Source organism: Moorena producens PAL-8-15-08-1, from assembly GCF_001767235.1.
Taxonomy (GTDB): Bacteria; Cyanobacteriota; Cyanobacteriia; order Cyanobacteriales; family Coleofasciculaceae; genus Moorena; species Moorena producens_A.
Window position 1 is genome coordinate 6,307,543 of sequence record NZ_CP017599.1, and the last position, 26,020, is coordinate 6,333,562.

36 protein-coding genes are annotated in these 26,020 nt (G+C 45.0%); 20 read left to right on the forward strand and 16 right to left on the reverse strand.

Going from position 1 to position 26,020, the window contains the following annotated elements; all coding sequences use genetic code 11:
* Positions 1 to 101: 101 nt before the first annotated feature.
* Entirely contained in the window at positions 102 to 239 is a 138-nt protein-coding gene (locus BJP34_RS44115; protein ID WP_158517398.1) for a hypothetical protein, read from the forward strand.
* On the opposite strand, the gene BJP34_RS23065 is transcribed toward BJP34_RS44115, so the two are convergent.
* On the reverse strand, positions 229 to 1,815 hold the full coding sequence (locus tag BJP34_RS23065; protein ID WP_229423982.1) for an NHLP bacteriocin system secretion protein: 1,587 nt from the start codon (positions 1,813 to 1,815) through the stop codon (positions 229 to 231). The genes BJP34_RS44115 and BJP34_RS23065 overlap by 11 nt on opposite strands.
* A 536-nt stretch (positions 1,816 to 2,351) precedes the next feature.
* Between BJP34_RS23065 and BJP34_RS40660 the strand changes: the two genes are divergently transcribed.
* The 4 genes from BJP34_RS40660 to BJP34_RS23080 all read left to right on the forward strand — a co-directional run bounded on the left by BJP34_RS40660 (position 2,352) and on the right by BJP34_RS23080 (position 4,003).
* Positions 2,352 to 2,537 carry a hypothetical protein gene (locus BJP34_RS40660; protein WP_149031126.1) on the forward strand — a complete coding sequence of 62 codons (186 nt, stop codon included), beginning with the start codon at positions 2,352 to 2,354 and terminating at the stop codon, positions 2,535 to 2,537.
* A 253-nt stretch (positions 2,538 to 2,790) separates the two neighbouring features.
* Positions 2,791 to 2,955 carry a hypothetical protein gene (locus tag BJP34_RS44120; RefSeq protein WP_158517399.1) on the forward strand — a complete coding sequence of 55 codons (165 nt, stop codon included), beginning with the start codon at positions 2,791 to 2,793 and terminating at the stop codon, positions 2,953 to 2,955.
* A gap of 348 nt (positions 2,956 to 3,303) precedes the next feature.
* Positions 3,304 to 3,657, forward strand: coding sequence for a DUF433 domain-containing protein (locus tag BJP34_RS23075; RefSeq protein WP_070394355.1), 354 nt, complete (start codon positions 3,304 to 3,306; stop codon positions 3,655 to 3,657).
* On the forward strand, positions 3,632 to 4,003 hold the full coding sequence (locus BJP34_RS23080) for a DUF5615 family PIN-like protein (RefSeq protein ID WP_070394356.1): 372 nt from the start codon (positions 3,632 to 3,634) through the stop codon (positions 4,001 to 4,003). The genes BJP34_RS23075 and BJP34_RS23080 overlap by 26 nt, the downstream gene beginning before the upstream one ends.
* 325 nt (positions 4,004 to 4,328) lie before the next feature.
* Here the strand turns inward: BJP34_RS23080 and BJP34_RS23085 are convergent, their stop codons facing one another.
* On the reverse strand, positions 4,329 to 6,458 hold the full coding sequence (locus BJP34_RS23085) for an NHLP bacteriocin export ABC transporter permease/ATPase subunit (protein WP_070394357.1): 2,130 nt from the start codon (positions 6,456 to 6,458) through the stop codon (positions 4,329 to 4,331).
* Positions 6,459 to 7,446: 988 nt separating this feature from the next.
* Between BJP34_RS23085 and BJP34_RS23090 the strand changes: the two genes are divergently transcribed.
* From BJP34_RS23090 to BJP34_RS23100, 3 genes are all read left to right on the forward strand, one after another.
* Positions 7,447 to 8,928, forward strand: coding sequence for a PPC domain-containing protein (locus tag BJP34_RS23090; RefSeq protein WP_070394358.1), 1,482 nt, complete (start codon positions 7,447 to 7,449; stop codon positions 8,926 to 8,928).
* Positions 8,929 to 9,382: 454 nt separating this feature from the next.
* Positions 9,383 to 10,864: a zinc-dependent metalloprotease family protein gene (locus tag BJP34_RS23095; RefSeq protein ID WP_070394359.1), complete on the forward strand. Its 1,482-nt coding sequence runs from the start codon at positions 9,383 to 9,385 to the stop codon at positions 10,862 to 10,864.
* A 655-nt stretch (positions 10,865 to 11,519) separates the two neighbouring features.
* A complete protein-coding gene (locus tag BJP34_RS23100) occupies positions 11,520 to 12,824 on the forward strand; it encodes a M16 family metallopeptidase (RefSeq protein ID WP_070394360.1) in 1,305 nt (434 codons plus the stop codon).
* Positions 12,825 to 12,848: 24 nt separating this feature from the next.
* On the opposite strand, the gene BJP34_RS49275 is transcribed toward BJP34_RS23100, so the two are convergent.
* A complete protein-coding gene (locus tag BJP34_RS49275) occupies positions 12,849 to 12,977 on the reverse strand; it encodes a hypothetical protein (RefSeq protein WP_267876343.1) in 129 nt (42 codons plus the stop codon).
* A 284-nt stretch (positions 12,978 to 13,261) separates the two neighbouring features.
* On the opposite strand from BJP34_RS49275, the gene BJP34_RS23105 reads away from it, so the two are divergent.
* On the forward strand, positions 13,262 to 14,146 hold the full coding sequence (locus tag BJP34_RS23105; protein ID WP_070396841.1) for a fructosamine kinase family protein: 885 nt from the start codon (positions 13,262 to 13,264) through the stop codon (positions 14,144 to 14,146).
* 247 nt (positions 14,147 to 14,393) lie between these two features.
* On the opposite strand, the gene BJP34_RS46095 is transcribed toward BJP34_RS23105, so the two are convergent.
* From BJP34_RS46095 to BJP34_RS44125, 7 genes are all read right to left on the reverse strand, one after another.
* On the reverse strand, positions 14,394 to 14,738 hold the full coding sequence (locus BJP34_RS46095; protein ID WP_193431277.1) for a four helix bundle protein: 345 nt from the start codon (positions 14,736 to 14,738) through the stop codon (positions 14,394 to 14,396).
* Between the two features lie 195 nt (positions 14,739 to 14,933).
* Positions 14,934 to 15,704, reverse strand: coding sequence for a sporulation protein (locus BJP34_RS23110; RefSeq protein ID WP_070394361.1), 771 nt, complete (start codon positions 15,702 to 15,704; stop codon positions 14,934 to 14,936).
* Positions 15,705 to 15,733: 29 nt separating this feature from the next.
* Complete coding sequence (locus BJP34_RS49280; RefSeq protein WP_267876344.1) at positions 15,734 to 15,865, reverse strand: hypothetical protein; 132 nt, start codon at positions 15,863 to 15,865, stop codon at positions 15,734 to 15,736.
* 54 nt (positions 15,866 to 15,919) lie between these two features.
* Positions 15,920 to 16,363 carry a type II toxin-antitoxin system VapC family toxin gene (locus tag BJP34_RS23115; protein ID WP_070394362.1) on the reverse strand — a complete coding sequence of 148 codons (444 nt, stop codon included), beginning with the start codon at positions 16,361 to 16,363 and terminating at the stop codon, positions 15,920 to 15,922.
* Positions 16,363 to 16,620, reverse strand: coding sequence for a hypothetical protein (locus BJP34_RS23120; RefSeq protein WP_070394363.1), 258 nt, complete (start codon positions 16,618 to 16,620; stop codon positions 16,363 to 16,365). Before BJP34_RS23120 ends, BJP34_RS23115 begins: the two co-directional genes overlap by 1 nt.
* Before the next feature lie 137 nt (positions 16,621 to 16,757).
* Positions 16,758 to 18,032, reverse strand: a complete 1,275-nt coding sequence (gene mgsA, locus BJP34_RS23125; protein ID WP_070394364.1) for a methylglyoxal synthase — start codon at positions 18,030 to 18,032, stop codon at positions 16,758 to 16,760.
* 426 nt (positions 18,033 to 18,458) lie between these two features.
* A complete protein-coding gene (locus BJP34_RS44125; RefSeq protein WP_158517400.1) occupies positions 18,459 to 18,680 on the reverse strand; it encodes a hypothetical protein in 222 nt (73 codons plus the stop codon).
* 125 nt (positions 18,681 to 18,805) lie between these two features.
* Here BJP34_RS44125 and BJP34_RS44130 point away from each other — a divergent pair, with 125 nt between their 5' ends.
* The gene (locus BJP34_RS44130) at positions 18,806 to 18,976 is read left to right on the forward strand and encodes a hypothetical protein (RefSeq protein ID WP_158517401.1); all 171 of its coding nucleotides are present in this window, start codon (positions 18,806 to 18,808) and stop codon (positions 18,974 to 18,976) included.
* On the opposite strand, the gene BJP34_RS23130 is transcribed toward BJP34_RS44130, so the two are convergent.
* The gene (locus BJP34_RS23130; RefSeq protein WP_070394365.1) at positions 18,946 to 21,159 is read right to left on the reverse strand and encodes a S8 family peptidase; all 2,214 of its coding nucleotides are present in this window, start codon (positions 21,157 to 21,159) and stop codon (positions 18,946 to 18,948) included. The genes BJP34_RS44130 and BJP34_RS23130 overlap by 31 nt on opposite strands.
* Positions 21,160 to 21,199: 40 nt before the next feature.
* Here BJP34_RS23130 and BJP34_RS45730 point away from each other — a divergent pair, with 40 nt between their 5' ends.
* The 3 genes from BJP34_RS45730 to BJP34_RS47745 all read left to right on the forward strand — a co-directional run bounded on the left by BJP34_RS45730 (position 21,200) and on the right by BJP34_RS47745 (position 22,273).
* Complete coding sequence (locus tag BJP34_RS45730) at positions 21,200 to 21,385, forward strand: hypothetical protein (protein ID WP_168166483.1); 186 nt, start codon at positions 21,200 to 21,202, stop codon at positions 21,383 to 21,385.
* 135 nt (positions 21,386 to 21,520) lie between these two features.
* Positions 21,521 to 21,802, forward strand: a complete 282-nt coding sequence (locus BJP34_RS47740) for a transposase (protein WP_229423983.1) — start codon at positions 21,521 to 21,523, stop codon at positions 21,800 to 21,802.
* Positions 21,803 to 21,964: 162 nt separating this feature from the next.
* Positions 21,965 to 22,273 (forward strand): hypothetical protein, encoded by a 309-nt coding sequence (locus BJP34_RS47745; RefSeq protein ID WP_229423984.1) that lies wholly within the window; start codon positions 21,965 to 21,967, stop codon positions 22,271 to 22,273.
* 93 nt (positions 22,274 to 22,366) lie between these two features.
* Here BJP34_RS47745 and BJP34_RS50515 read toward each other — a convergent pair whose 3' ends face one another.
* A complete protein-coding gene (locus tag BJP34_RS50515) occupies positions 22,367 to 22,549 on the reverse strand; it encodes a cyanobactin class RiPP (protein WP_070394366.1) in 183 nt (60 codons plus the stop codon).
* Between the two features lie 268 nt (positions 22,550 to 22,817).
* Here BJP34_RS50515 and BJP34_RS44135 point away from each other — a divergent pair, with 268 nt between their 5' ends.
* On the forward strand, positions 22,818 to 22,973 hold the full coding sequence (locus tag BJP34_RS44135) for a hypothetical protein (RefSeq protein ID WP_158517402.1): 156 nt from the start codon (positions 22,818 to 22,820) through the stop codon (positions 22,971 to 22,973).
* Between the two features lie 528 nt (positions 22,974 to 23,501).
* Here BJP34_RS44135 and BJP34_RS50520 read toward each other — a convergent pair.
* Positions 23,502 to 23,666 carry a hypothetical protein gene (locus BJP34_RS50520; protein WP_418904170.1) on the reverse strand — a complete coding sequence of 55 codons (165 nt, stop codon included), beginning with the start codon at positions 23,664 to 23,666 and terminating at the stop codon, positions 23,502 to 23,504.
* On the opposite strand from BJP34_RS50520, the gene BJP34_RS44140 reads away from it, so the two are divergent.
* The 3 genes from BJP34_RS44140 (at position 23,593) to BJP34_RS44145 (ending at position 24,313) form a co-directional block, all read left to right on the forward strand.
* Positions 23,593 to 23,850: a hypothetical protein gene (locus tag BJP34_RS44140; protein WP_229423985.1), complete on the forward strand. Its 258-nt coding sequence runs from the start codon at positions 23,593 to 23,595 to the stop codon at positions 23,848 to 23,850. The genes BJP34_RS50520 and BJP34_RS44140 overlap by 74 nt on opposite strands.
* The gene (locus tag BJP34_RS23160) at positions 23,819 to 24,085 is read left to right on the forward strand and encodes a hypothetical protein (protein WP_149031127.1); all 267 of its coding nucleotides are present in this window, start codon (positions 23,819 to 23,821) and stop codon (positions 24,083 to 24,085) included. The genes BJP34_RS44140 and BJP34_RS23160 overlap by 32 nt, the downstream gene beginning before the upstream one ends.
* A 75-nt stretch (positions 24,086 to 24,160) precedes the next feature.
* On the forward strand, positions 24,161 to 24,313 hold the full coding sequence (locus BJP34_RS44145) for a hypothetical protein (RefSeq protein WP_158517404.1): 153 nt from the start codon (positions 24,161 to 24,163) through the stop codon (positions 24,311 to 24,313).
* A gap of 320 nt (positions 24,314 to 24,633) precedes the next feature.
* On the opposite strand, the gene BJP34_RS50525 is transcribed toward BJP34_RS44145, so the two are convergent.
* The gene (locus BJP34_RS50525) at positions 24,634 to 24,828 is read right to left on the reverse strand and encodes a cyanobactin class RiPP (RefSeq protein ID WP_070394371.1); all 195 of its coding nucleotides are present in this window, start codon (positions 24,826 to 24,828) and stop codon (positions 24,634 to 24,636) included.
* Between the two features lie 26 nt (positions 24,829 to 24,854).
* Here BJP34_RS50525 and BJP34_RS44150 point away from each other — a divergent pair, with 26 nt between their 5' ends.
* Together BJP34_RS44150 and BJP34_RS40675 are read left to right on the forward strand one after the other, a co-directional pair.
* Positions 24,855 to 25,022 (forward strand): hypothetical protein, encoded by a 168-nt coding sequence (locus tag BJP34_RS44150; RefSeq protein WP_158517405.1) that lies wholly within the window; start codon positions 24,855 to 24,857, stop codon positions 25,020 to 25,022.
* Positions 24,943 to 25,344 (forward strand): hypothetical protein, encoded by a 402-nt coding sequence (locus tag BJP34_RS40675; protein WP_149031128.1) that lies wholly within the window; start codon positions 24,943 to 24,945, stop codon positions 25,342 to 25,344. Before BJP34_RS44150 ends, BJP34_RS40675 begins: the two co-directional genes overlap by 80 nt.
* Here the strand turns inward: BJP34_RS40675 and BJP34_RS40680 are convergent.
* Both BJP34_RS40680 and BJP34_RS23175 read right to left on the reverse strand, forming a co-directional pair.
* A complete protein-coding gene (locus tag BJP34_RS40680) occupies positions 25,303 to 25,503 on the reverse strand; it encodes a hypothetical protein (protein ID WP_149031129.1) in 201 nt (66 codons plus the stop codon). The genes BJP34_RS40675 and BJP34_RS40680 overlap by 42 nt on opposite strands.
* 69 nt (positions 25,504 to 25,572) lie before the next feature.
* The gene (locus BJP34_RS23175) at positions 25,573 to 25,770 is read right to left on the reverse strand and encodes a cyanobactin class RiPP (protein WP_070394373.1); all 198 of its coding nucleotides are present in this window, start codon (positions 25,768 to 25,770) and stop codon (positions 25,573 to 25,575) included.
* 85 nt (positions 25,771 to 25,855) lie between these two features.
* On the opposite strand from BJP34_RS23175, the gene BJP34_RS49285 reads away from it, so the two are divergent.
* The gene (locus BJP34_RS49285; protein WP_267876345.1) at positions 25,856 to 25,984 is read left to right on the forward strand and encodes a hypothetical protein; all 129 of its coding nucleotides are present in this window, start codon (positions 25,856 to 25,858) and stop codon (positions 25,982 to 25,984) included.
* Positions 25,985 to 26,020: the final 36 nt, after the last annotated feature.

Here is a 26,020-nt window from a genome sequence, read left to right on the forward strand (position 1 = left end):
CCTAACGCACCCTACTGGCTGTCTATGGGGCGAAGGGGCGGAAAATCAGGGCTCCCCCGTGGGTGGTGCGTTACGGGACGGGCTGTCTCAGGTGCGAAGGGGTGGAAAATCAGGGCTCGCCCGTCCCTAACGCACCCTACGCAACTCTTGCCTTTTGCCTTTTGCCTTTTGCCTTTTGCCTCTTGCCTCTTGCCTCTTGCCTATTGCCTTTTCCGGCAATAAGTGTGTTTACAACCTAGATACAAATGCTATCCCACTCCACTCTCTCAAAATAGGCAAAACCCAAGTAATCGGCTTACGCTCTTCTACTGTTACCCTGACCGTTGTTGTGGTTCCTGGAGAAATTTCCAATTGGGGGCCGAGGGAAGATGACCATTGATAACCACTGGGGGTTTTTGAGTCAAGTTGTAATTTAGCGATCGCTTCGATTTTACCTCCTTCGTCACCCATTAATTTTTGTACTACTTCGGGGTTTCCGATCACAGAACTCGCCCCTGCTGAGGTGACCGAAAAGGGAGAAACTTCCGTTATTTTCCCCACAATTCCCCCATATCTTGTCCGTTTTACCGTATCTGGTGTAATTAAAATCCCCATTCCCGGTTGAATTTTCTTGCCATCCTCCACAGCAAAATAGGTTACGCTCATCATATCGCTCGCTTTCCCTGATGTTTGTAGGGTTCCCAGGGGATTTCCGGGATTGAGATATTCCCCCACAGTAGCCGTTATTTCTAGAATACATCCGGTATGGGGACTTTTAATAGTGCTGTTATCTGTAACTTCTTTTTGCAATCGGGCGATGGCTTGCTGTATTTCCTGAATTTGATTATTATCAGTATTAGTAGCTTCGATATTATCCTGTTCTAGCTGTTTACTACGGGTGTCTAAGGTTTCCAATTCCGCTTTAATTTGACTAATAGTATTGATATTTTCTAAATACTTCTGTTGTAGTTCCGTTTCCTGTACCTGCAACTGTTGCAATTGTGCTTGAATCTCGGAGATATTTTGACGAATTTCTCGATACTCTTGTTCTGCTTGTAAAACCCGTTCAGAGGAAATTGCTCCTTGTTGTTGTAAGTCCCGTTGCTTGGCCAGTCGCTGTTGTAGTATCGGGGTTAATTCTTGGGCATCTTTGAGCCGTTGTTGGAGGCTGCGACGCTGGCTCAAGATGCTAGTTAATCCTTGATCTTGGAGGCGGGGAGTCAAGGTTTCAGTATCTCGTAACCGTTGTTGTAAGCTGGTGCGTTCAGCAGTAATTGCTGTTGTTTCTAGCTGGGTTCGTTGTTGTCGGAGTAAGGTAATTTTTGCGATTTGTTGCGTTAACTGAGCCAGTTTATCCCGTTCTTGTTGCAACTGCTGTTTTAGATCAGAGGGGTCAATGATTCCCAGAATATCGTCTTTTTTTACACATTGACCGGTGCGAATCGTTAAGGATTCCAACTGTCCCGATATGGGGGATTGTAACTGTACCACCCGACGGGGATTAATCAGCACTCCTTTACCAGTGACAGTGATCGGAATAGTCCCAACTATGCTCCAAAGTACTCCTAAAAAGCCGAATATAGCTAATCCCCCCAAAGGTAGCCAATCGACGGGACTAACCACTGGCATTAACCGATCTAACTGTTCTGGATCAGATAACCGGTCTAGGGCTTGCTGACGGAAGATAGGGGGTTTTTGCTGAGTCATTATCGGGGAGGAGGGAATCGGGAATCGGGAATCGGGAATCGGGAATCGGGAAAAAATCTTGTGTAGCTGATAAGTATCAGAAAGGCTAAATCTCGGAAGGGGACGGGCTGACTTCCTTGACAATAGCACCCGTAATCAACTCAAATTCATGCCAAAATGGCCTGATGTTTGGAACAAGTTAGCCAGAATAATAGTCTATCAAACAATACAATGGATAAAACATGAAGAACAACCAAAGCGCGCAAACCCAAAAGCAAGTAATCTCTTCTTCTCAAGGGAGTCCGGAGAGTAGTTCACACTCCCAAGATGAGTCCACACTCTCATTGCTCTCATTGTCTGAATTGGACAATGTTTCAGGAGGTATATTATTAGGATTTTTTGGTAAAAAGAACAAAAGCAAAAAAAAATAGGTGGCGAAAACTAAAACAAATAGTAGCTATTCAAGGAAATCTATACTCTTTAGGACTTACGAAATTTAGTTGGTTTTGCCCCCCTGCCCCCCAATTCTGCGGGGTAATGATGTCAAAGTCCCCCGAGCGAGCAATCCCTCGCTCGGGGGATTTAGGGGGCACTTGCGTAAGTCCTGCTCTTTTAAGACAGACCGTTTCTGTTGGTCATTTGCCTTTTGACCCATACCATGGCCTTCGATTCGCCTCGATAAATTGATGAACACCATCCCTCTCCGGGGATGGGATTGCTTCCACCCCAGCATTGAGCTTACTTCCTATGTAGCTCTTGCTGGGGGTTTTGCTTTTTGGTTTTGGTTTCTGTTGCCAAATCCCTGCATCCCTTCACAATCGGTGACAATCACCACCACCGCAGGCCATGAATCTTGTACCTCACCCAATTGAAAACCGATTTATCACATTTTGGCTCAATTTTTCCGGCGTTTACCCTAATTTGAGCTATTTGTACTGCTAATCAGTATTTTAGCTTAAGTTTTTAATAATTTTTTAATAATTCGTTTACAACACCATCCTTAATAAGTAAAAATAATTTTGGTGATTAACCAACAGAAGCCACAAACCAGACACCACAACTAAACTTTTTGTCTGTTGTGGTTTGGGTGCTGGTGGTAACTAATTGCAAATTGCAACCAAAAAAATGAAGAACAACCAAACCAAGAACAACCAAACCGCGAAACCCCAAGATCAGCAAACAATCAGACTCTCTCAAGGAACTCAGGAGTCCACACTCTCATTACTATCTTTGTCTGAATTGGACGACAACCAAGTCTGTGGAGGGCTAGGCTATTCGAGGTGGTGGTAGCAGCGTTTTGACAACCAAGTGTGAGTCGGGCAATTGAGCAGTGATCTCAAAGGATCACAGGTAAGGGCTTTGGCTGGCTGGCTAGCCCAGACTGAGTTTTCCACAAACCATTCCTTTTGGTGATTTGCCTTTTCACTCATCCGATGGCGTTAGGTTCGCCTTGATAAATTGATCAACAACCATCCCTCTCGGGGGATAGGGTTGCTGTTTCCACCCCAGCATTGAGCTTACTTCCTATGTAGCTCTTGCTGGAGGTTTTATTTTTTGGTTTTAGCAATCGTTTACCCCAACATCATCAAGGGATGATAAAATTATGAATTATAACGAGCTAATCAGCTAATAAAATTAATGCAACTAGAAGACTATTTTGACTTCCTGAGTGTGGACGATATTCGGCTCAAAGGCACAAGAATAGGAATAGAAACTATTCTCTATGATTATATCCATCGTGCCCGCACTCCCGAAGAAATTGCCGAAACCTATCCATCCCTAAATCTAGAACAGGTCTACGCTACTATTCTTTATTATCTACACAATAAAGAAATGGTCAGCCAATATGTTGCTGACTGGCTAGAGTGGAGTCACCAGCAACTGAAAGCACAGCAACTTAACCCCTCCACCTCTGCGCTGCGATTGCGGAAGTTGAGAGCAGAACAAAAAGTAATGAAAAAAGCTGATGACTCTCAAATATCTATTGGATGAAAATGTCAATCCTGCTTACAAAATCCAATTGACCCGGAATTCTCCTGATTTGGTGATGTGGGTTGTTGGTGAACCGAATACTCCTGCAAGAGGAACGTTAGACCCACAAATTCTGAAATGGTGTGACGAGTATGGTTTTGTGCTGGTAACAAATAATCGTAAATCTATGCCGACCCACTTAGCTGATTATATTGCAGAAGGGAATCACATACCAGGAATCTTTATTCTCAACACCAAGTTAAGTATGGGAGAAAATCTTGATGAGCTGGTTTTTCTAGCTGAGGCATCTTTTGAAAGCGAATATCAAGACCAAATTATTTATCTTCCACACAGTTATAGCGTTTAGTTATAGCATTTAGACCTAGGTTGTCAACGGTGGGCATACCGATGACTTGACTTTGTAAGTAAATTTATACCTGTTTGATTATAGTTTCCATTTGGTAGCAAACCTCTTTCGCAGATTGAGAAAGCTTATAGCGTTTATCGCACTTATGAGGTACACTCTTCTTTGACCTTGATTCCCTGTCTTGATCCAGCGCATCCCTATTCCCTATTCGCTCTTCTCTGTTCCCTGTTCCCTGTTCCCTGTTCCCTATTCCCTATTCCCTACTCCCTACTCCCTACTCCCTACTCCCTACTCCCTACTCCCTACTCCCTACTCCCTATTCCCTTCACACCATCTGTCGCGCCATCAAATCAGCAAACAACCCCTCAACTGCTGCCAACTCCTCAAAACTTCCCTGCTGTACTATCTTCCCACCATGCAATACATAAATCCTATCAGCATGACGAATAGTACTCAAACGATGGGCAATTACTATGCGAGTTACCCCCAATTGTTCTAAACTATTAGTAACAATTGCTTGGGTGCGATTATCCAAGGCAGATGTCGCTTCATCAAACAACAAAATCTGGGGTTTGTGTACCAAAGCGCGGGCAATAAATAACCGTTGTCGCTGTCCTCCAGAAAGATTACCACCCCCTTCGGAAATAATAGTATGTATCCCCATGGGCATGGCTTGAATATCCTCAGCTAATCCCGCCATCTGCAAGGCTTCCCGAGCTTGATCTGGGGTAACAATTGCCCCCCCAGCAATGTTTTCCCAAATTGAACCACTCATAATTCGCCCATTTTGCAGCACTACCCCTAACTGTCGCCTGACCGCTGCAATATCTAATCCCGATAAATCTTTGCCATCATAAAAGATTGCTCCCGCTTCTGGGGTTTCAAATCCCAACAGCAACCGCATGATAGTGGATTTTCCACTTCCCGAAGGACCGACAATAGCAATAAATTCCCCCGCTTTCGCGTCTAGGGTAATATTATCTAAAACTAACGGACTATCCTGGCGGTAACGAAAGCAAACTTGGTCTAATTTCAGTTGACCAGAAAGCCTGCCGGGATGGTACTTATCAGCATCAACTTCTGGCTTTGTTTGTAAGATAGGTTGGGCACGTTCCCATAAAATAGTAATATCTAAACTATCAATCAGGGTGTTGCTTAATCGGGTGGCGCTGGTGATAAAGGTACCGAAGGCAGTATTAAATGCCAGAAATGTACCAGTAGATAATCCTGTTTCCGCTACCGACTGTCCCATTAAAGCAACAGTAAATCCAAACAGCATCATGGAACTTACTGCTGGTAACATCACATTAAACGCGGTTAGTAAGTCTTCCACTAACTGGGTACTTAATATCAGTTTTACCTGCTGAGTATATTTTTTCGCCCAGCAAGTAAACGCCTCTGATTCAGCAGCAGCGACTCGTAATTTCGAGATGCCACCAATTAACTGCACTGTCAGTCCAAATATTTCTCCCGAAAGCTGCTGGAGGGGACGCATTTTCCGCCGGGTAATCATACCCGATATAGTAGTAATAATTACTGCAACTAAAGCGATAGCGATCGCAACGAATGCCAGAGGCAAACTGTAGACTATCAATAGTCCTAGATTTAGCAACGAAAATAAACTGGTAAATAGGGTTCGCAAAATGCTACCGCTAAGTCGATCACGAATCTGATTAACAGCGGAAACCCGATTGTGTAAATCCCCTGTGGAATACTGGCGAAAAAAGGCGGGTTTGAGTTTCAGCAATCTATCCCAAAGGGCGGCTTGAGTATCATAACTGACTTTGGTTTGCACTCTCAGCATTACAAAACTTTGAGCCAATTGAAATATCATCACCCCAAAGCTAGCGGCTAACAATCCCAAACCCATTTCGATTAATAATTGGCGTTTAGCGTCGGGAATGGCAGAGTCGATCAGAATACCGGTAATTTGTGGTGTCACCATCCCGAACAAGGTTGCAACCACTCCCACTCCCAGCATTTTCAGCAAGTCCGGGGCACGACCTCTGATGGTAAATTGGAGAATATCCCAGACGGTAATCTCTTTATCGGGTAAAGGGCGATAAAAGGTATAGGCAATGGGAGCAATTGTTGTGGCAGTGTCACGGTTGAGGGGGGTGCGGGTCAACTCCACTGGGTCAAGGATTTCATACTTGGTGGCTTTGACCGGTAGTAGAGCGACGGGTTGGTTTTCTTCCTTAGTAAACGCCAGCAGGGGACCACAATCTGTTTTCCACCAGTTACCAGTGAGGGTGACTCGACGGGTCCGGAAACCGGAAGCGCGTGCGATCGCGTCTAGGGTATTGGCATTTTCCGATTTAGCAGCAGGACGAATGGTTATCCCCAAGGCTTTGCCGATAGCACCTACAGCAATTAACAGGGGAGTTTCTCCTTGGGGAATGTCGGCGGTGGGATTGAGGATTGAGGCGAGTTCCCTCAGGGCTTTTTCTGTCATCTTAGATCACACTTCACTTACATTTTATCAACAGAAGATTTATTATAAAACTCAGTTTTTAGTTGTTTACCAAAAACAGACGGGAGGATGAAAGCCACGCGCATTTAGGTCGTAGATGAAATCCGACACGAAGGTATCTTTTAAATAATTAAGTAAGCATTCAGCCGTCAGCCGTGAGCTTTTAGCTCACGCTACTTGAGGTGCCGTCAGCTTTGTGGCACAGGCTTTGGCCACGCGGGGCGCGTTTGGCCACGGGGGGCGCGTTTGGCCACGCTGTGCGAACGACGCGCTTGAGTTAACTCATATTAAACGAATGCTTATCTGTTGTCAGCCATGCAAAGCGCGAGTGGGGGAAACCACGGCAAAGCGCGAGTGGGGGAAACCCCCGCAGGTCAGCGCTACATCGCTTATTCAAAAGCTGTTCGGTGTACCTTGATCAACTCCCCATAAACTGAGAGCTGAACGCGCACGCGTTCCCGTAGGGCATTAGCTGATAGCTGATAGCTAAATGCTTACGTATTTCGTAAGATTTTTTATTACTTAAACAAATTAAAAATAATATACATATAACCTAATCAATGGTTATATGTATATTATTTTTATAACCGAAAAAAGAGGCAATATAAAATTATTATTTTAATCATTTTATACTATTATGGGTGCAATATTGACAGCTAATTTATAAAGTAAAGATCAAGAGCTCAAATCCCTTGACATATCTGGATTTTAGGGAACAAGGCTTCCCTAAGGACACTAATGGATGAAAGCCTGGCAGCGCCAGGGTTATAGCTTAGTTTACCAATCAGATATGACCAGGGTAATTATTAAGCTAATTTTGTTCAAAATTAAGAGCTGATAAACTTTGCTTAAAAATATTACAAAACTAGGTTTGGTTTATTACTGTGTAAATGTAGTTAAGCGCAACAAAACTTAATTTTTTGGGCTAATTTACATTGCTTTTCACAGAAAAAAAAACCAGGAGTAAATAATGGGGACTTTCGAGGATTTAGGCACTTTCACGGGTAATTCCATCATCCGCAATGGGGACCTTAGAATCTTAGACCGCAGTGATGTGTATAAGTTTAGCCTCTCAAACAACGGTCAAATTAACCTAAATCTAAACAATATCAGTGCCGGTGATGATGCTAACCTCAGACTCTATCAGGACACTAACAACAATGGCATCTTGGACTTTGGCGACCAAAATGTCGCTAGATCTTTACAAAGTGGCAATGCTGACGATGTGATCAACTACACTGCTACCAGTGGCACTTACTTTGCCCAGGTAATACGCTACGCTCCTGGTAGCAATGGTATTGTTTCCTATGATTTAGAGTTGTCTGGAAGTACTACTACGACTGGAACTGGAACTACCCCAACTAGCAAACCAAATACCTATCAGCCCTTTAACCCCAACGAAGTTTTTTCCCTAAATAGCAACCCAGACGCAGACCACATTATCTACCTTGACTTTAATGGTCACACCACCACAGGTACTGACTGGAACGATGACTACGGAAATCCTATTGTAACCCCTGCCTATGACACGGATGGGGATACTTCAAATTTCTCCACTGCTGAGAAAGAGACGATTTGGCACATTTGGCAACGGGTGGCAGAAGACTTTAGTCCCTTTAATGTCAATGTGACTACTGCCCAACCTTCCGAGGACCAACTCAAAAAAACTAGCGGTAGTGATTCCGAATGGGGCATTCGCGTTGTGATTGGCGGAGATGGTTCTTGGTATAATAAACCAGGTGTCGTTGGTGTGGGTTATCTTGATTCATTCAACGACGACATTGATACCCCCACCTTTGTTTTTTCAGAAGTGTATAACGGCAGTGAGAAAGGGGTGGCTGAGACCATTAGCCATGAGGTAGGTCATACCTTGGGTCTTGAACATGACGGTAATTTTACCACCGAGTATTACACTGGTCATGGCAGCGGCCCAACAGGATGGGCTCCTATCATGGGGAATAGTGATTTAAAGGACTTAACTCAGTGGAGCCAAGGTGACTATATCGGTGCCAGCAACCAAGAAGATGACCTAGACATCATCACTGGGCAAAATGGTTTTGGCTATCGCCAGGACGATTATAGTAACTGGCGAACCGGTGCAGCAGGGCTATCCATCAATGATGGTCAGGTGGAAAATTATGGCATCATTGAAAAAAATAACGACATTGACTGGTTTCAGTTCAATTCCACTACGGGCAACATAGCCCTAGATATTGAGCCTTTTGAGCGAGGAGCTAATTTAGACATTCTGGCTAGGCTATATGATGCTTCTGGTCAACTGATTAGCTTCTCTAATCCCATCGGTTCTCTATCCGCTAACTTTAATGTTGACCTCGATCCAGGACAGTACTATCTAAGCGTTGAGGGTATTGGTGAAAGAAACCTAATTACTGGCGGATATAGTGATTACGGCAGCTTAGGACAATACTCTATTACTGGTACGATTGCTTAGATCCTGCAATATTTATCCTTAGAAACGTTCCTAAAAATATTCCAATATCGAAGGTTATGTTGAGGATGTAGAGTAATCCATAAGCGTTAAGTTATAGCTAATTTATAGTAAATATTCATCGCTCAAATCCCTTGACAGATATGGATTTCAGGGAACAGGTCTCAAACTAGACCGAATTCCTGAAATCTTTCCAGTGTCATGGTTATAGCTTACTTTACCAATCAGCTCTGACAACTGTGATCATTAAGCTAATTTCGTTACGGTGCCCTTGACCCGTAATTAAATTCGCCACGGGTCGCACCGCTAAAATTAAGAGCTGATAAACTTGGCTTACAAATATTACAAAATTTAGGTGTGGTTTATTAAGCTGTAGATGTAGTAAAGCTCAAAAAAAATCAAGTTTTTGGGCTAATTTCTATTTCTTTTCACAGAGAAAAAAAGTCAGGAGTGAATCATGGGTATTTTCGAGGATTTAGGCACTTTCACCAGCAATTTCATCAGCCGCAATGGGGAGCTTAGGCTCTTAGACCGCACTGATGTGTTTAAGTTTAGGGTCTCAAACAACGGTCAAATTAAGCTAAATTTATACCATATCAGTGCCGGTGATGATGCTAACCTCAGACTCTATTGGGACACTAAGAATAATGGCATCTTGGACTTTGGCGACCAAAACGTGGCTAGGTCTTTAGAGGGTAGCAAAGCTGACGATGTGATCAACAACAGTGCTACCAATGGCACTTACTTTGCCCAGGTAAGACCCTACGCTCTTGGTAGCAATGGCATTGTTTCCGATGATTTAGAGTTAGCTGAAAGTACTACCACTATTGGAATTGCTGCAACTACCAAACCAAATACCTATCAGCCCTTAAGCCCGAACCAAGTCTTTTCCCTCAACAGCAATCCAGACGCAGACCACATTATCTACCTTGACTTTGATGGTCAAACTACCACAAATACCCTATGGAACCAGAAGTTCGGGAGTCCCATTGTGACCCCTGCCTATGACACGGATGGGAATACTTCAAATTTTTCCACTGCTGAGACACAGACCATTTGGCGCATTTGGCAACGGGTGGCAGAAGACTTTAGTCCCTTTAATGTCAATGTAACTACTGCCCAACCTTCCGATGACCAACTCAAAAAAACCAGCGCTAGTGATTCCCAATGGGGGATTCGCGTTGTGATTGGGGGAGATGGTTCTTGGTATCAAAAAGGTACCGGTGGTTTGGCTTATATGGATTCATTCAACTGGAACACTGATACCCCCGTTTTTATTTTTTCAGAGAATCGCGCTGGAGGTAGTGAGAAAGCGGTGGCTGAAGCTATTAGCCATGAGGTAGGTCATAGCTTGGGTCTGACACATGACGGTAATTTAACCAACCACTATTACACTGGTCATGACAATGGCAATGTCGAAACAGGGTGGGCTCCTATTATGGGAGAGGGCAACGATAGAAATCTAACTCAATGGAGCAAAGGTGAGTATACCGGTGCCAGCAACCAAGAAGATGACCTAGATATCATCACTGGGGAAAATGGTTTTGGCTATCGCCTGGACGATTATAGTAACAGTCGAACCAGTGCAGCAGCGCTATCTTTCAATGATGGTCAGGTAGAAACTTATGGCATCATTGAACAAAATAACGACATTGACTGGTTCCAGTTCAATTCAACAACGGGCAACATAGCCCTAGATATTAAGCCTTTTGAGCGAGGACCTAATTTAGACATTCTGGCTAAACTATATAATGCTTCTGGTCAACTGATTAGCGTCTCTAATCCTATCGGTTCTCTGTCTGCTAGCTTTAATCTTGACCTCAATCCAGGACAGTACTATCTAAGCATTGATGGTACGGGTCTTGGAAACTTAGCTACCGGATATAGTGATTACGGCAGCTTAGGACAATACTCTATTACTGGCGGCGTTGCTGAATAATGGAATGATTTTATTGATACTCCCTCGCTAAATCACGCGATTATAGTGAGGGATTCTTAAGAGTAGAAAACCCTTAACGGCTGAACCAAACAGCCTCTAAACCCTCCGATAAAATCATTGGGGTTACTTTTTCAAGGTTTTTGTTGGTTTGTACTTTTAGCAGAGGCTTTTCAGCTTGCGCACAGACCGGTACTCTTTTCTCCGCAGGAGACGCTGCGCGAACGAGCACAATAATATCTCTATTCTAGCAAAAACTTTCAAGGAGACGCAACATTTTCAGTCCCCAATTCCCCTGCCGCTAAGTTTTCGACTATAACGGGAGTCCCCTTGGGGTTGAACGATGGAGATGGGAAGTGTGGTGTTATCGTGGCTAATCCCGATTCCCGATTCCCGATTCCCGTTCCCCTCCTGGGAGGGGTTAGGGGCTCACAGGGGTAGGTTTTTTACATTTGGGTCCTGCCTCACCCCCACACCCCACACCCCACACCCTACACCCCACACCTGACGTCTTTGTAAAAAACATACCCTTGAAAGGTGAGGGGGTTAGGGGTGGGTTCCGATTCCCGATTCCCGATTCCCGATTCCCTTTGCTATATCAAAAACCCTATATCAAACCGAAAGATTACCATGAATAAATAGTGTAGTGATTAATTTAATGACTTCCAGTTTGCTTAATACTCCCTCCCTGAATGCTCCGACTGTTGAGAAGCTACCGAATGGGTTAACCATTGTGGCGGAGCAGATGCCGGTTGAAGCTGTGAATCTGAATGTTTGGATTAATGTGGGTTCTGCAGTGGAATCGGATCAGATTAATGGTATGGCTCATTTTCTGGAGCATATGGTGTTTAAGGGCACACCAAAATTGCAAAGTGGTGAATTTGAGCGGCTGATTGAGCAACGGGGTGCTGTAACCAATGCGGCTACAAGTCAGGATTACACTCACTATTACATCACTACAGCTCCTAAAGATTTTGCGCAGCTGGCACCATTACAGCTAGAGGTGGTACTCAATCCCAGTATTCCTGATCATGGCTTTGAAAAGGAGCGCATGGTAGTTTTGGAAGAAATTCGCCGTTCCCAGGATAATCCCCGCCGCCGCACCCATAGATGGGCAATGGAGACTACCTTTGACCAGTTACCCTATCGACGTCCTGTGCTTGGACCTGCCTCGGTGATTGAACAACTCCAGCCTCAGCAGATGCGTGACTTTCACGGTAGGTGGTATCAACCAGAGTCTATGACTGCCGCAGTGGTGGGGAATTTGCCAGTAACGGAATTAATTGAAATTGTCAGCAATGGATTTAGTCAAGCACAGCCAAGGGCAATAGAACATAGAACAAACCTTCCCCCTGAACCAGCTTTCGAGAACATTGTCCGTCGGGAGTATGTGGATGAATCTTTACAACAAGCGCGGCTGGTGATGGTGTGGCGGGTGCCTGGTATACCTGAGTTGAAGGAAACCTATGCTTTGGATGTGCTGGCAGGAATTTTAGGACGAGGTCGTATGTCCAGGTTGTTTAGGGATTTGCGAGAAGAACGGCAACTGGTTACTCAAATTGGGGTTAGTAATATCACTCAGCGGCTGCAAGGGGTGTTTTACATTTCTGCTAAACTCCCAGCTGAGAATTTGGCAGAAGTGGAAAATGCGATCGCAAACCATATCCATCGCTGTCAGACAGAATTGGTATCAGACTCAGAGATTGCTCGGATTCGTACCAAAGTCGCCAATCAGTTTATCTTTAACAATGAGAAACCAAGCGCTCGCACCAGTTTATATGGTTACTATTACTCCCAAGTAGGGGATTTAGAACCAGCACTGAATTACCCTAGTCATATTAAATCAGTTAGTGCTGTTGATATCCAAAAGGCTGCACAGCAGTATCTGTCTCCCCATGGGTATGGTATTTTGATCGCAAAGGGAACAGGGAACGGGGAACAGGGAATAGGGAGTAGGGAGTAGGGAGTAGGGAATCGGAACCCACCCCTAACCCCTCCCAGGAGGGGAACGGGAATCGGGAATCGGGAGTCGGGAGTCGGGAAAAAATTCTGTGTACCTCATAGCTATGATCAACGCTATGGTGGTTAGTTGATTTTGATACCAAGTTGCGGTCAAACCTACAACTTTCTCTTGCGCCTATCTCCCTATCTCCCTATCTCCCTATCTCCCTATCTCCCTATCTCCCTATCCAAGCAATGTACTTTCTTTGAATGCAACTCGGTATGAGTTGCTTTTACAATCAACCGTCAACGGTCAACACATTGCTTTTTTGCTCAATTGTTCCTGAATTCAAAATTATCTATAGCATTTATCCTACTATCCTACTTATAAGGTATAGTCAATTTTATTCCTCCTACTCCCTACTCCCTACTCCCTACTCCCTACTCCCTACTCCCTCTATGTGGAAAGAAATTGCTGACGAGATCAGCCAAGTCACCGGTGAAACCTTTGAGATTAACCAGCGCCAATCTGTTGGTGGTGGCTGTATTAATCAGGGTTATGCTCTGGTCGGTAAGACTAATAAGTATTTTGTTAAACTCAATGCTGCTTCTCAAGTCTATATGTTTGAGGCCGAAGCCCTCGGTCTCAAGCAGATGGTGGCAACCCAAACCATCCGAATCCCCAAACCAATTTGCTATGGTACTGCCGTCGATTGTTCTTATATTGTCTTGGAGTGGCTAGACTTTGGTGGCGGTAATAGTACCGAGTCTTGGGTAAAAATGGGACATCAGTTAGCAGCCATGCATCAGGCTGCTACTCCTCAACCTCCAAGCGAGATGGGTAAGTTTGGTTGGAATCAAAATAATACGATTGGTTCGACACCACAAGTAAATCAATGGATGTCGGATTGGGTAGAGTTTTTTGTAGAGTATCGCCTGGGTTATCAGTTTCAGCTAGCACGGCGTCGCAGTGGTCATTTCCCCAAACAAGACCAATTACTGGCAGAAGTTCCTAAATTACTGGATCATCAGCCTCAACCATCGTTAGTACACGGTGATTTATGGGGTGGTAATGGGGCTATTACCATGGCGGGAGAACCAGTAATTTTTGACCCAGCTACTTATGTAGGCGATCGCGAAGTTGATATTGCCATGACCGAATTATTTGGTGGTTTCCCAGCAGCATTTTATCGAGGCTATAACGAGGTGTGGCCTTTAGAGCAAGGTTACAAACGGCGGAAAAACCTCTATAACCTTTACCACATCCTCAATCACTTTAATCTGTTTGGTAGTGGTTATGAATCCCAAGCTAACCGGATGATTGATCAGATTTTGAGAGATTAATTCAGCTTGGAATAGGGAACAGGGAACGGGGAACAGGGAACAGGGGATAGGGAATAGGAAATAGAGAACAGAAATCAGGTTTGCAGCTTTTTAATAAGAGCAATAATCATTCGACTCTCTTCTCGAAGCAAAGAACTAAGAGGATATCTCCCAAGTTTTTTGATACTGAACTTTGCCCCCCTAGCCCCCCAATTCTGGGGGGAACAAGAATCCATTTATTGCTAAAAGTCCCCCAAAATTGGGGGATTTAGGGGGCTTGAATGTAGCAAATGATACTTCTCAGACAACCTCTAATCAAGTCTAGATCTTTTTGATTAGATAATCCTACTCTTTGAGATAAAAGAATATGTGTTTGTAATTCGTTAATTGACCCTTGGGCAATGTTCAAAAATCTGATATATTCAGGTGTTGATCGTCTTCCGTACCCCTCTGCTATATTAGCTGGAATAGATGCTGCAGCTCTTCTTATTTGTTGCACCATACCATATAACTCGTCTTTAGGAAATAGTTTAGTCAAAAAATAACACTTTTCTGCTATTTCCATACCTTTTTGCCAAATTTTTAAGTCTTTAAAATCATGTATTGTTGACATTTCAAAATCTCTCAACTTACTCTTCTGTGCCTTGTTACCCTTTATCTCTCTATGTACAAGTTTTAACCTAGCCTACTAAATCGAGCGTTTCTTATACTTACAGCGTTTTTCATCACTATAAGGTACACAGGATTTTTTCCCTGTTCCCTGTTCCCTGTTCCCTGTTCCCTACTAAACCTATTCCCTACTGAATCTCTAGTTAATTTGACTCTCAATAATCTCCTCAATCATTCCTTCTAATTCACCCATAGGAAGATTGAGGTCATCCAGCGTTACCTGAAATTGGACATAACGTTCATCTAGATCGAAAGCTTCTTCTAGGAAACCACCAAATCCACGGGCTCGTTTGTCTATTTCTAGGAAAACTTCTAAGTCTTCTGAGTAGAGAGAAAAAATGATTTCCAATTCATCCAAGTGACCCTGATACTTACCCATGGGTCTAAACTCGAACTCTTGGACGAATGGATATCTACCCCCGAAGTGAGTATTGTACTGACAATCGATTTCATGAAGTTGAAACCCTAGGTTTTCTAATGCATCAAATACCGCTTGCATTAAGGGGTGTGGATGTACCTCAATGTAATCGATGTCTTTTGGGTCAACGGCAATGGGAATATCTAAGCCAGTACGTAAATATACTGGTTGGCTGGTTAATGTCAGTGGTGTTTCCTCTGGCAGGGGAAACGAAAATGGAATTACTATTTCCTCTTTTGCCTCTAAGTTGAAGCGTTCCGAGAGGCGATATTGCATTAATATGCATTCCTCTGTGATTGCGGTATCTTCTTCTTCCCGCAAGTATTCCGTAACCACATAAATATAAATATCATCAATTTTCTGGGAAACATCTCCCCCAGTAATATAAACTTCCCCTTCTACCATTTCCCCAGGCGCTAGGGAATCAAAGTACAAACGTGTATCTACCTTTGCTGCTCCAATGCCAACCTGAGCTAATAGCTTTTTAAACATAGATTCTAGTTTTTTAGCTAACTTTGCTACTAGCTTAATCTATGATTCTGGAGTTTTAGGGAGTAGGGAGTCGGGAGTAGGGAGTAGGGAGTAGGGAGTAGGGAGTAGGGATAAGAAAAAATTTCATGTACCTGATCAGTATGATCAACGATATCAATCAAACACTTAGGTCGCGCGATTGACCAAAGGTCACGCTACGCGAACGCAAATTCAGATTATAACCAGGATTCCACAAGTAATGCTCTGACCTGCTGCATCCGCTGAAAATCGCTATCGGCTGAAACGATGGTCAATCCATGGCGCAATGCGATTGCAGCAATCCATAAATCGTTATCACTAATCCCTAATTCTTGAATTTTGGTTTTTCGTCGCTTCTTCCGGTCTTTCGGTCCAAAATACTGCAATATCTCGGCTTTAAATTGACCATAGATATCAGCTGTTTCATTATCTACTGGATAGATATAAATACCTTGAAGAAAGGCTTGTACTCGTGCTATATTTGTAGCCTTTTGTTCGGAATTTTGAACCATCAACATCAGTTCCCCCCGAACAATAGTGCAGGTACAAACTGGTACATTACCTTTGTCCCACATCCGTTGAAGTACGGCTGGATTGCCTGCAATCAGTAAACTACAATGGTTAGTATCAAGCAGATACATTATTCAAACGCCACTTCAGAGCGGTTTTCATAAACCAGACGAAGACATTCTTCTAAGTCATCACCCTCCCAGGTTCCTGCGTATTTCAATAGAGACTGGGCAGTAGACCTAGGAGGAAAAGAGGTGGGCTTGTCGGCAGACTCAGTGTGTGGTTGATCAGACAGAACAATAACCCGAACTCGTTTTCCTGCTAGTTTTTCCCCTTGGTCAATAATCTCTTCCCAGGTTCCTTCTAATTCTAAGGGGTCTGCGGTCATAGAGTTTTTTGAGTATAATAATGTCTCTAGTTTACTCGATCTCGAATCTCGAACCCCTTCACCAGTATTTATAGGTCTTAATACACTCTCGAAAAAGAAGGGATTGAGCCCCTGAGATTGGTTGGGCTTGAGGCAGATTAATTGGGGTTGGGGACAAATACAGTCAATCCGTTGGGAATACATTCAACTTTGATAGGAGTTGTTCCAATCACTTCTCCATCCACAACCACTTTCTGAGGCGGATCTGTGGCTATTTTGATACTGTCGGTTCGGACATGATGAATATTGTCTTGGTTGGGGTTCAGGCGAACCAAGGCGGCACCGAAGGCATTGACCATTGATGTGACCGCCTGAAGTTTTGTGTCTACTTTGGCCATGGTGACATCCAGTAACCCGTCGTCGTAAATCACTTCACCCATTCCTTGGGCTAACACTGAGGTAGGGGGAGCCGCGTTAGCCACAGTAATAGCCCCCACCTCAACTCGATAGATCTGGTCTTCAATTTCCACAGCCGCATCAAATAGCTCTTGTTCATCCAGTTGTTGCCATCCCGCTACCAGATAGGCCAGTACCCCCCACTGATCCTTGAATTCTCGGCTGGCTTTATCCACCATTTCTGCTTCAAAACCAATTCCGGTTAATAAAATCATGGGGGTGTCGTTACAGCGAGCCGCATCAATGACTTTGGTATAGCCTTCGGAAATGATGCGGCAGGCGGCGCGAATGGGCATTACTCTGCCACCAATGCCCAACGCCTGAGAAAAGGCATTAGCGGTTCCTCTGGGAATAATGCCGAGGGGAATATTGGTATCAATTAGCTGACTGGCAACGGCGGATACGGTGCCGTCACCGCCAGAGGCAATGATCAGATCGGCGTGGGCTGCGATCGCCCCTTGGGTCAATTCTTCCGCCGTAATTTCTGGAGTAGTTTGATGGATCTGGAGATTGAAATGGCCACCCAGCATGTTTTCAATAATGGTCAATTCATGATCGGAGTCTCCTTGACCGGCCACTGGATTAAAAATAAGGTGAGCCACTTGGGTCCGGGCTAGGGCACTGATGACCAGTTCTGCAGTAGCTAAGTTGGTGGCGATCGCTACATCATGGACATCACAAATCCGTAACAGAGGCTGAATATCAGGTTCATGGGATTTAGCATAGAGTGCATCGATGAAGAAAAACACAGCACAGACCTTTCCCTCCGCCACCGCTGCAAACAACTGGGCATCTCCACCAATAGGACCAGGGAGTAAGCAATCAACCGGTAAGCCAGTGGAGTTTTGAATTTGTTTCCCTGTGTTCCCTGTAGCAATTAAGGTGTAGCGAGAGAAAACGATTTGGTGGCCCTTGACAAATGCCACTATATCATTTTTCTTGTTGTCGTGGGCAATCAGGGCAATACTTGCAGGCATACTACTGTACCGGAACTCAAAACCGAAATTCTCAAAGGCCAATGGCCAAATGACCTAGTATTTCCGTTATTGTAAAGCGTTTATTCCAGTTGTGTAGTCAAGCTATGGATAACTCGATACTAAGTTGCCGTCAAAGGTAAAACTTTCTCTTTCCCAAATCTCCCTATCTCCCCATCTCCCTATCTCCCTATCTCCCCATCTCCCTATCTCCCCATCTCCCTATCTCCCCATCTCCCTATCTCCCCATCTCCCCATCTCCCTATCTTTGAATGCAATTTGCTATAAGTTTCTTCATATTCCTAGATAAAAGTACAAGCCGCAACATAAAAGTTAACAAAAAAACTATTGACCTTTTCAATCACTTTACGGTATCTTTATAGGTGATCATATTTTTTTGGATATTCTAGTTTTTTCATCTTCTAGTCTTTAGCTTTTCCTTGAGGGGAAGGTTTTTACTAACTTTTTCTTCCCCGTTTTTTTTTGCTTTTTTTTATGGGGAATCGGGAATCGGGAATCGGGAATCGGGAATCGGGAATTGGGAATTGGGGTTAGCCACGATAACACCACACTTCCCATCTCCCGACACTGGCTAAATCTCATTAAAGCTGTTTGAGCCGGTGGTGCGTTACGGGACTGGCTAGATCTCATTAAAGCTGTTTGAGCCGGTGGTGCGTTACGGGGCGGGCTATCCCAACTCTGGCGCTTGAGCGAAAAATAATGGCAAGTCCGCCCCTAACGCACCCTACGCACTGGCTAGATCTCATTAAAGCTGTTTGAGCCGGTGGTGCGTTACGGGGCGGACTATCCCAACCCTGGCGCTCCGTAACAATAAGCGCAAGTCCGCCCTTAACGCACCCTACGCACTTCCCCATCTCCCCATCTCCCCTACTCCCTACTCCCTACTCCCTACTCCCTACTTCGGTACCGACCAAGAACGCACGTGACCTAAGGTAACGGGAACTAGATCAATCACATCAATGGTGAAGCGATAGATTTTCTTGGCTCTGCGACCATTATCTGGGTCAAAGAACTTCAGTTTTACATCCCAACAGTTGCTATCGTAACGACAGAAGGGACTCTTCTCTACTTCAATACTATGGAGTTCCATGCCTATAGCTACCGCTTCGGAAATACTTTCGGCGGCTTGAAAGGCATTAATTGCGGCATAGTTGATAGCGCGATCGCGGTCAGCTTGTCCTAAGTTCCGTAGGTCATAATAGACCCGATGTAGAAATGCGGTCAAAGACTTCCGGATTGCGGCTTCATCAGCATTTTCCTGTTCCTGACGAACCGCTTCGATGGCATTATCCACTAAGGTGTTGATTGTCCAGCCGTACATGCCCCGGGGACTATAAAGCTTCAACACCGGCAGCTCTTGTCCAGAGAAGAGTTTGACGGTTTTCCGGCTCAAGCGTCCCGCCATACTCACCCGTTCTATATACTCCTCATCGTGTTCTGGCAATGCCTCACTAGCCAGCATATCTTGCAAGGTGGCGTACGTATCATCCGCAAATGCCCCCACCGGTTCCAGGGCATAAATGGGCGTCAGTTCTAGGTTCAAGGTCCAAATTAAAGACTTGGCTTCATAGAGATTCTCACCCAGATAATCTCCCATTTGCCTGGCATCGTAGGGGTTGGGGGGAACCATTACCCCGTTGACCTCTACCGGTGGCATTAACTGCTTAAAGGAATCCCGCCTTGCTTCCGTGCCGAAATCATACCCCACCGTTCCCATCACATAGACCAGGTTTGAGCTAGCACTCGGCACAATATTATTCGCTGCTGTAGTATTAGCAGTGATATTATCAGCAGTGCTATTATTAGCAGTGATAGTATTAGCGCTAACCCCATCAGAATATAAGGTTAATTGATTTTCTGTTCCTGTATTCCCTATTTCCTGTTCCCTATTCCCTTCACTTTCTGATACTGTTACCGTTAATTCTTCGACCCTATTCCCTATTCCCTGTTCCCTGTTCCCTTTATTCCCTATTCCCTGTTCCCCATTCCCTATTCCCTGTTCCCTGTTCCCTATTCCCTGTTCCCTGTTCCCTTCCTTAGACGATATAAAAACAATCGTACTTTTATCCTCTGAGCCTTGACTGGTAATCTCTGACTCTTCACCTTTGGCTGCTAATTCTTGTCCGGTAATTAACTCAAAGGCACCAGCAATATTAACCTTGCCCAGCAAACAGCGTTCCGGTTCTTCTACTTCTTCTGGGTCGCAGGGAATGGCACTATTGGTAATAGCTGCACGAATCGCTTCCGCATCGGGAGCTGCCCCTTGTTGTAATTGCAAACTCATTAACAAGGCAGAAATTCCCGTAATTACTGGAGCCGCACAACTGGTTCCTTTTTTCCGCACTGCTTCATCGGTTCCCGGTTGTGCCCCCAGAATATTTTCTCCCGGAGCCAGCACCCCTTGTTGATTATACTGGCCACCGAAGTTACTGAACTTGGCCGGTTGGTCATTATCTTTGTAGGCTCCAACGGTGAGTACTCCTGGCAAAACTGCCGGAATACACCAACATTCCCCTTTATCATTACCACCAGGAGCAACCACCAGAACGTTATTCTCCTGGGCTTGACGCACTGCTTTTTCTAAAAGTTCATGGGCGACACCAGATTGGGTTGGGTGACAGGCGGCGCAGTGAATAATATTCGCTCCCAGTTCCAAAGCTTGATTAAAGGCATGAACTAGGTTCAGGGGGTTGATGAAGTTCTCCCCATCCCGAGCAATGGGAATATTAATGCCTCGGCAACCGGGGGCAATGCCTTCAACGGGAGAGCCTGGTTGTCCAAAAATAGTACTGGAAATATGGGTGGCATGGAAATTGCAGAAAATCCGATGACGAATCCGGTCGTCAGGAATAGCGGCTTTGAGCTTATCTTGTTTGGTGTCGTCGTCAAAGTCATCTAACTGATCAATGTCTCGGAAGATTTTGATCAGATCGGGGTCAATTTCAAGTTCTTCTGACCAAAAGGGGGTTATTCGACTCAGCTTTGCCCCCTGGAAACAGGCTCGGTCTAAGTCTACTGAACCATCTAATACTGCGATCAGAAGGCGAGAATCACCGGTGGTGCGGGATTGGAGTTCGGTGAAGCCGGGGATGGTGGAGAGGTCGGGCATTGGTTTTTTCGTTATAGATGGGGAGTGGGGAGATGGGGAGGTGGGGAGATGGGGGGATGGGGAGAATTTTGGTGTTGATAGCGGTAGAGTGGGCATCCTGCCCGCGAGAGGATCAATAGCGGTAGAGTGGGCATCCTGCCCGCGACCGAGAATCAATAGTAACAGGCAAGATGCCTGTTCCACAAAACTTTACCATCATCAAACGGGCCAGATGTTTCCTATCTAACAGGCAAATAGTAACAGGCAAGATGCCTGTTCCACAAAACTTTACCATCATCAAACAGGCCAGATGTTTCCTATCTAACAGGCAAGATGTTTCCCATTAAACGGGCAAGATGCCCATTCTACAGCAACGGGCAAGATGCCCATTCTACTGAGATTTATGGCAAGACTCCCTCGCAATTTCAAAGATGGCTATTGTTATCACATTACCACCCGTTGCAACAATCGTGAGTTTAAATTATCTAAACGAGTATGCCGAGAGGTCTTTCTATATGCGATTAAAAAGGCGTTGCTGAAATATGACTTTAAACTCTATGGGTTGTGCATCATGTCCAATCATGTGCATTATCTGATTGAACCGGTCTGTGGTGCTGATTTATCCAAAATTATGCACTTCCTAAACTGGTACACTGCCATGTGATCCCCCCGCCTTCGGCTTCCCCCCTTAGTAAGGGGGGCTAGGGGGGATCGTACAGGGCATTTTTGGGAAAAACGGTACTATGCTGATGGGTTTCCCCCCACAGACCGCCAGAGAGCATTAAATACTTTACGTTATATTCACGGCAACCCCAAAGCGGCAAAAATGCGGCAAAGCTTTTTCTATGACTTCAGCAACTACGGCAGCTATGAACAGCTCACTGATGATGGGTTAACTCAATGGCATCCGGCTTTCTTGCAGTTGGGCAATAGCTTAGAGGAATGCGCCAGAAAATATAAGGGATTTTGCTATCGCTACAAACCGAAAAAGAAAACCCCAACTAAGTCCCACTGGGGTAGTAGGCTCCTAGCTGGGATTTCTCTATCTGATTCTTTGTCAAAAAAGTCTCAAAGCGGGCAAGCATCGAGCAAACACCGTGGCGTGCCAGGTAACGGAAGACCCCGAAGTAGCTAGGGTTTCCCGCAAATTTATCGCGGCCAATCGACCGCCCAGCAATGAAAAAAAAGACTTTTGAGATAATTTCAGAAAACTGTGATACACTGAGTCTTACTCCTCCCCGTCCCCCGCAAAAGGCACACAAAAGATCACCGGACACGCTGATGGTGTGATTGACCCCATTGACCCCATGCCCTCCGTCAGGGCTGTTTCTTCCAAGCCGGGGATGGGCTTAGCGGTGGTGGAACGTACGATGGGAGATTTTTGGCCTGGGAGTAATTTTTTCTTTCCCATTTTGTGAATGCTCCTGTTAGATTTTGTTTGTTACAGGGTTTAGAATACCATTGGGTAAGGGCGGGGAGTCAAGGGGGGTTTACAATTGTTTACTGGGAGTGGGGAGATGGGGAGATGGGGAGATGGGGAGATGGGGAGAATTTTAACGGGAGCGACGGGCAAGATGTCTGTTCCAGCAAGATAGCTATTCCACCAAACTATTACTATCAACAAACGAAGTCTACTCTTGCTTAACTAGTCACACATTAACTAGACTTCGTGGAAATTGTTGGAAATAGCGGCTCACCGCAACAGTGAACAAGAAGAATTGAGGCAAACACTATCAGAAAACTTCTTTGGCGCATCGGTCTACTATCTACTCCTCCCGATTGCCAATTTTAAATTCCCAATTCTAATTGGGTATTGGTGGGCATTGCCTATTTAATTTATCGCCGTTCAATGCCTGATCTTTCGGAAGCAATTCCGGGAGCATGTCACCTTTGTAATTAGGTACATAAAGCCCGCCTAACCCCCCTTAAAAAAGGGGGGAATTAGATTAAAAAATCCCTGTGATTAAGAATTAGATTCAATTCAAAAGTCCCCCTTATTAAGGGGGATTTAGGGGGATCTAAACCAGGAATTAACAAAACTGACATGCTCCCAGCAATTCCCACCCTACAACTATCCCAATTCTCAATTCTTAATTCTTAATTCTTAATTCTTAATTCTTAATTCTTAATTTCCGATTCCCCTCTTCAAACCAAAAACCCCAATAGCTGGGGTTTCTCTATCTGATTCTTTGTCAAAAAAGTCTCAAAGCGGGCAAGCATCGAGCGAACACCCTGCCGTGCCAGGTATCGGAAGACCCGGAAGTAGCTAGGGTTTCCCGTAAATTTATCGCGGCCAATCGACCGCCCAGCAATGAAAAAAAAGACTTTTGAGATAATTTGCATTAACTGTGATAGATTGAGTATTACTCGTCCCCATCCCCCGCAAAAGGATAGCATTGGATCATTGGATAGTCCGGTGGTCCAGAGTACGAAGGGGTAACACCGTGGCTGGTGGTGCCGAACATGCCCTCCGTCAGGGCTGTTTCTTCCAAGCCGGGGATGGGCTTAGCGGTGGTGGAACGTACGATGGGAGATTTTTGGCCTGGGAGTAACTTTTTCTTTCCCATTATCTTTTGCTCCTGTTTGATTTTGTTTGTTACAGGGTTTAGAATACCATTGGGTAAGGGCGGGGAGTCAAGGGGGGTTTACAATTGTTTACTGGGAGTGGGGAGATGGGGAGATGGGGAGATGGGGAGATGGGGAGAATTGTAACAGGAGCAATGGGCAAGATGCCTGTTCTACCAAGATGGCTATTCTAGAAAAGTATTACTATCAAACGCGATCGTGGCAATTGTTGGAAATAGCGGCTTACCGGAACAGTGGACAACAATTGAGAGGAACACTATCAGAAAACTACTTTGGCGCATCGGTCTACTATCTACTCCTCCCGATTCCCAATTTTAAATTCCCGATTCTAATTGGGTATTGGTGGGCATTGCCTATTTAATTTATCGCCGTTCAATGCCTGATATTTCGGAAGCAATGCCCACCCTACAAGTACCCCAATTCTAATTGGGTATTGGTGGGCATTGCCTATTTAATTTATCGCCGTTCAATGCCTGATCTTTCGGAAGCAATGCCCACCCTACAAGTATCCCGATTGTTACCATCAAATACTCAGACATTGGTTGTTGGTGGGCATTGCCTATTTAATTTATCGCCGTTCAATGCCTGATCTTTCGGAAGCAATGCCCACCCTACAAGTATCCCGATTCTTAATTCTTAATTCTAAATTCTAAATTCTAAATTCTTAATTTCCCATTCCCCTCTTTAAAACGAAAAACCCCAATAGCTGGGGTTTCTCTTACGGAATCACAACATTTGTCAAAAAAGTCTCACCACGGCAAGCATCGAGCAAACAAAATGCCGTGCCAGGTAACCGAAGACCCCGAAGTAGCAAGGGTTTCCCGCAAATTTATCGCAGCCAATCGACCGCCCAGCACGCTATGAAAAAGACTTTTGAGATAATTTGCATTAACTGTGATAGAGTGAGTCTTACTCAGCATCGTCCCCTGCGAAAGGAATACAATAACCCACCTCACACGCACACGACGAAGGGCTGACCCCCAACCCATTACTGCCATAATAGCCCTCCGTCAGGGCTGTTTCTTCCAAGCCGGGGATGGGCTTAGCTGTGGTGGAACGTACGATGGGAGATTTTTGGCCAGGCAGTAACTTCTTCTTTCCCATTATCTTTTGCTCCTGTTAGATTTTGTTTGTTACAGGGTTTAGAATACCATTGGGTAAGGGCGGGGAGTCAAGGGGGGTTTACAATTGTTTACTGGGAGTGGGGAGATTGGGGAGATGGGGAGATGGGGAGATGGGGAGATGGGGAGATGGGGAGATGGGGAGATGGGGAGATGGGGAGATGGGGAGAATTGTAAGAGAAGCAATGGGCAAGATGCCTGTTCCACAAAACTAATAGCAGCTACTAGAAAAAATACTTTTGATACAACTTGCCGCTTCTTTGATCCACTAATTCTTACTCAGTGTCGTCCCCTTTCGCGAAAGCCTAACTCTCTTCCTCTTCTGGCCGCGAAGCGAAAGCCGGATAACTCTACCAGGGAGCGATGGGCTTCCCCTGCCCATCCTGTAGTCAGCGGAGCTTCGGACAAGCCGGGGATGGGCTTTGCGGTGGTGGAACGTAGGATGGGAGATTTTTGGCTAGGCAAGAGTTTCTTTTTTTCCATTTTGTTTTGCTCCTAATGAATTAAGAATTAAGAATGCGCGAATTAAGAATTGGGAGTCGGGAGTCGGGAATCGGGAGTCGGGAATCGGGTAGAATTGTAACGGGAGCAACGGGCAAGATGCCTGTTCTACTACAAACAAAACTAATAGCAGCAACAGGCAAGATGCCTGTGCCACAAAACTAATAGCAGCTCCTATAAAAAAGACTTTTGATACAATTTGCGGCTTCTTTAGATCGACTCAGTCTTACTCCCCATCGTCTCCGGCAAAAGGAGGGCAGGCATAACTATGCAGTGTTTGACACTGTTGGGCGGGTTGCAGCCCCTGGGCTTGCCCGTCCCATCCAGTGGTCAGCTCGGTTTCGGTCAAGCCGGGGATGGGCTTAGCCGTTGTGGAACGTAGGATGGGAGATTTTTGGCCAGGGAGTAATTTCTTTTTGCCCATTTTGTTTTGCTCCTCTTTATTTTTAGTTATTTCTAGTGGTTAGAATAGCATCTATTGGGAGTTGGGGTGATGGGGAGATGGGGAGATGGGGAGATGGGGAGATGGGGAGAATTGTAACAGGAGCAACAGGCAAGATGCCTGTTCCACATTCCGGCGGAGTAGCCACGGGCAAGATGCCCATTCTACCAAGGTAAAACGGTCAAGTATCTTGTAGGGTGGGCAAAAAAAAGTTGGGTTCAAATGACTATTC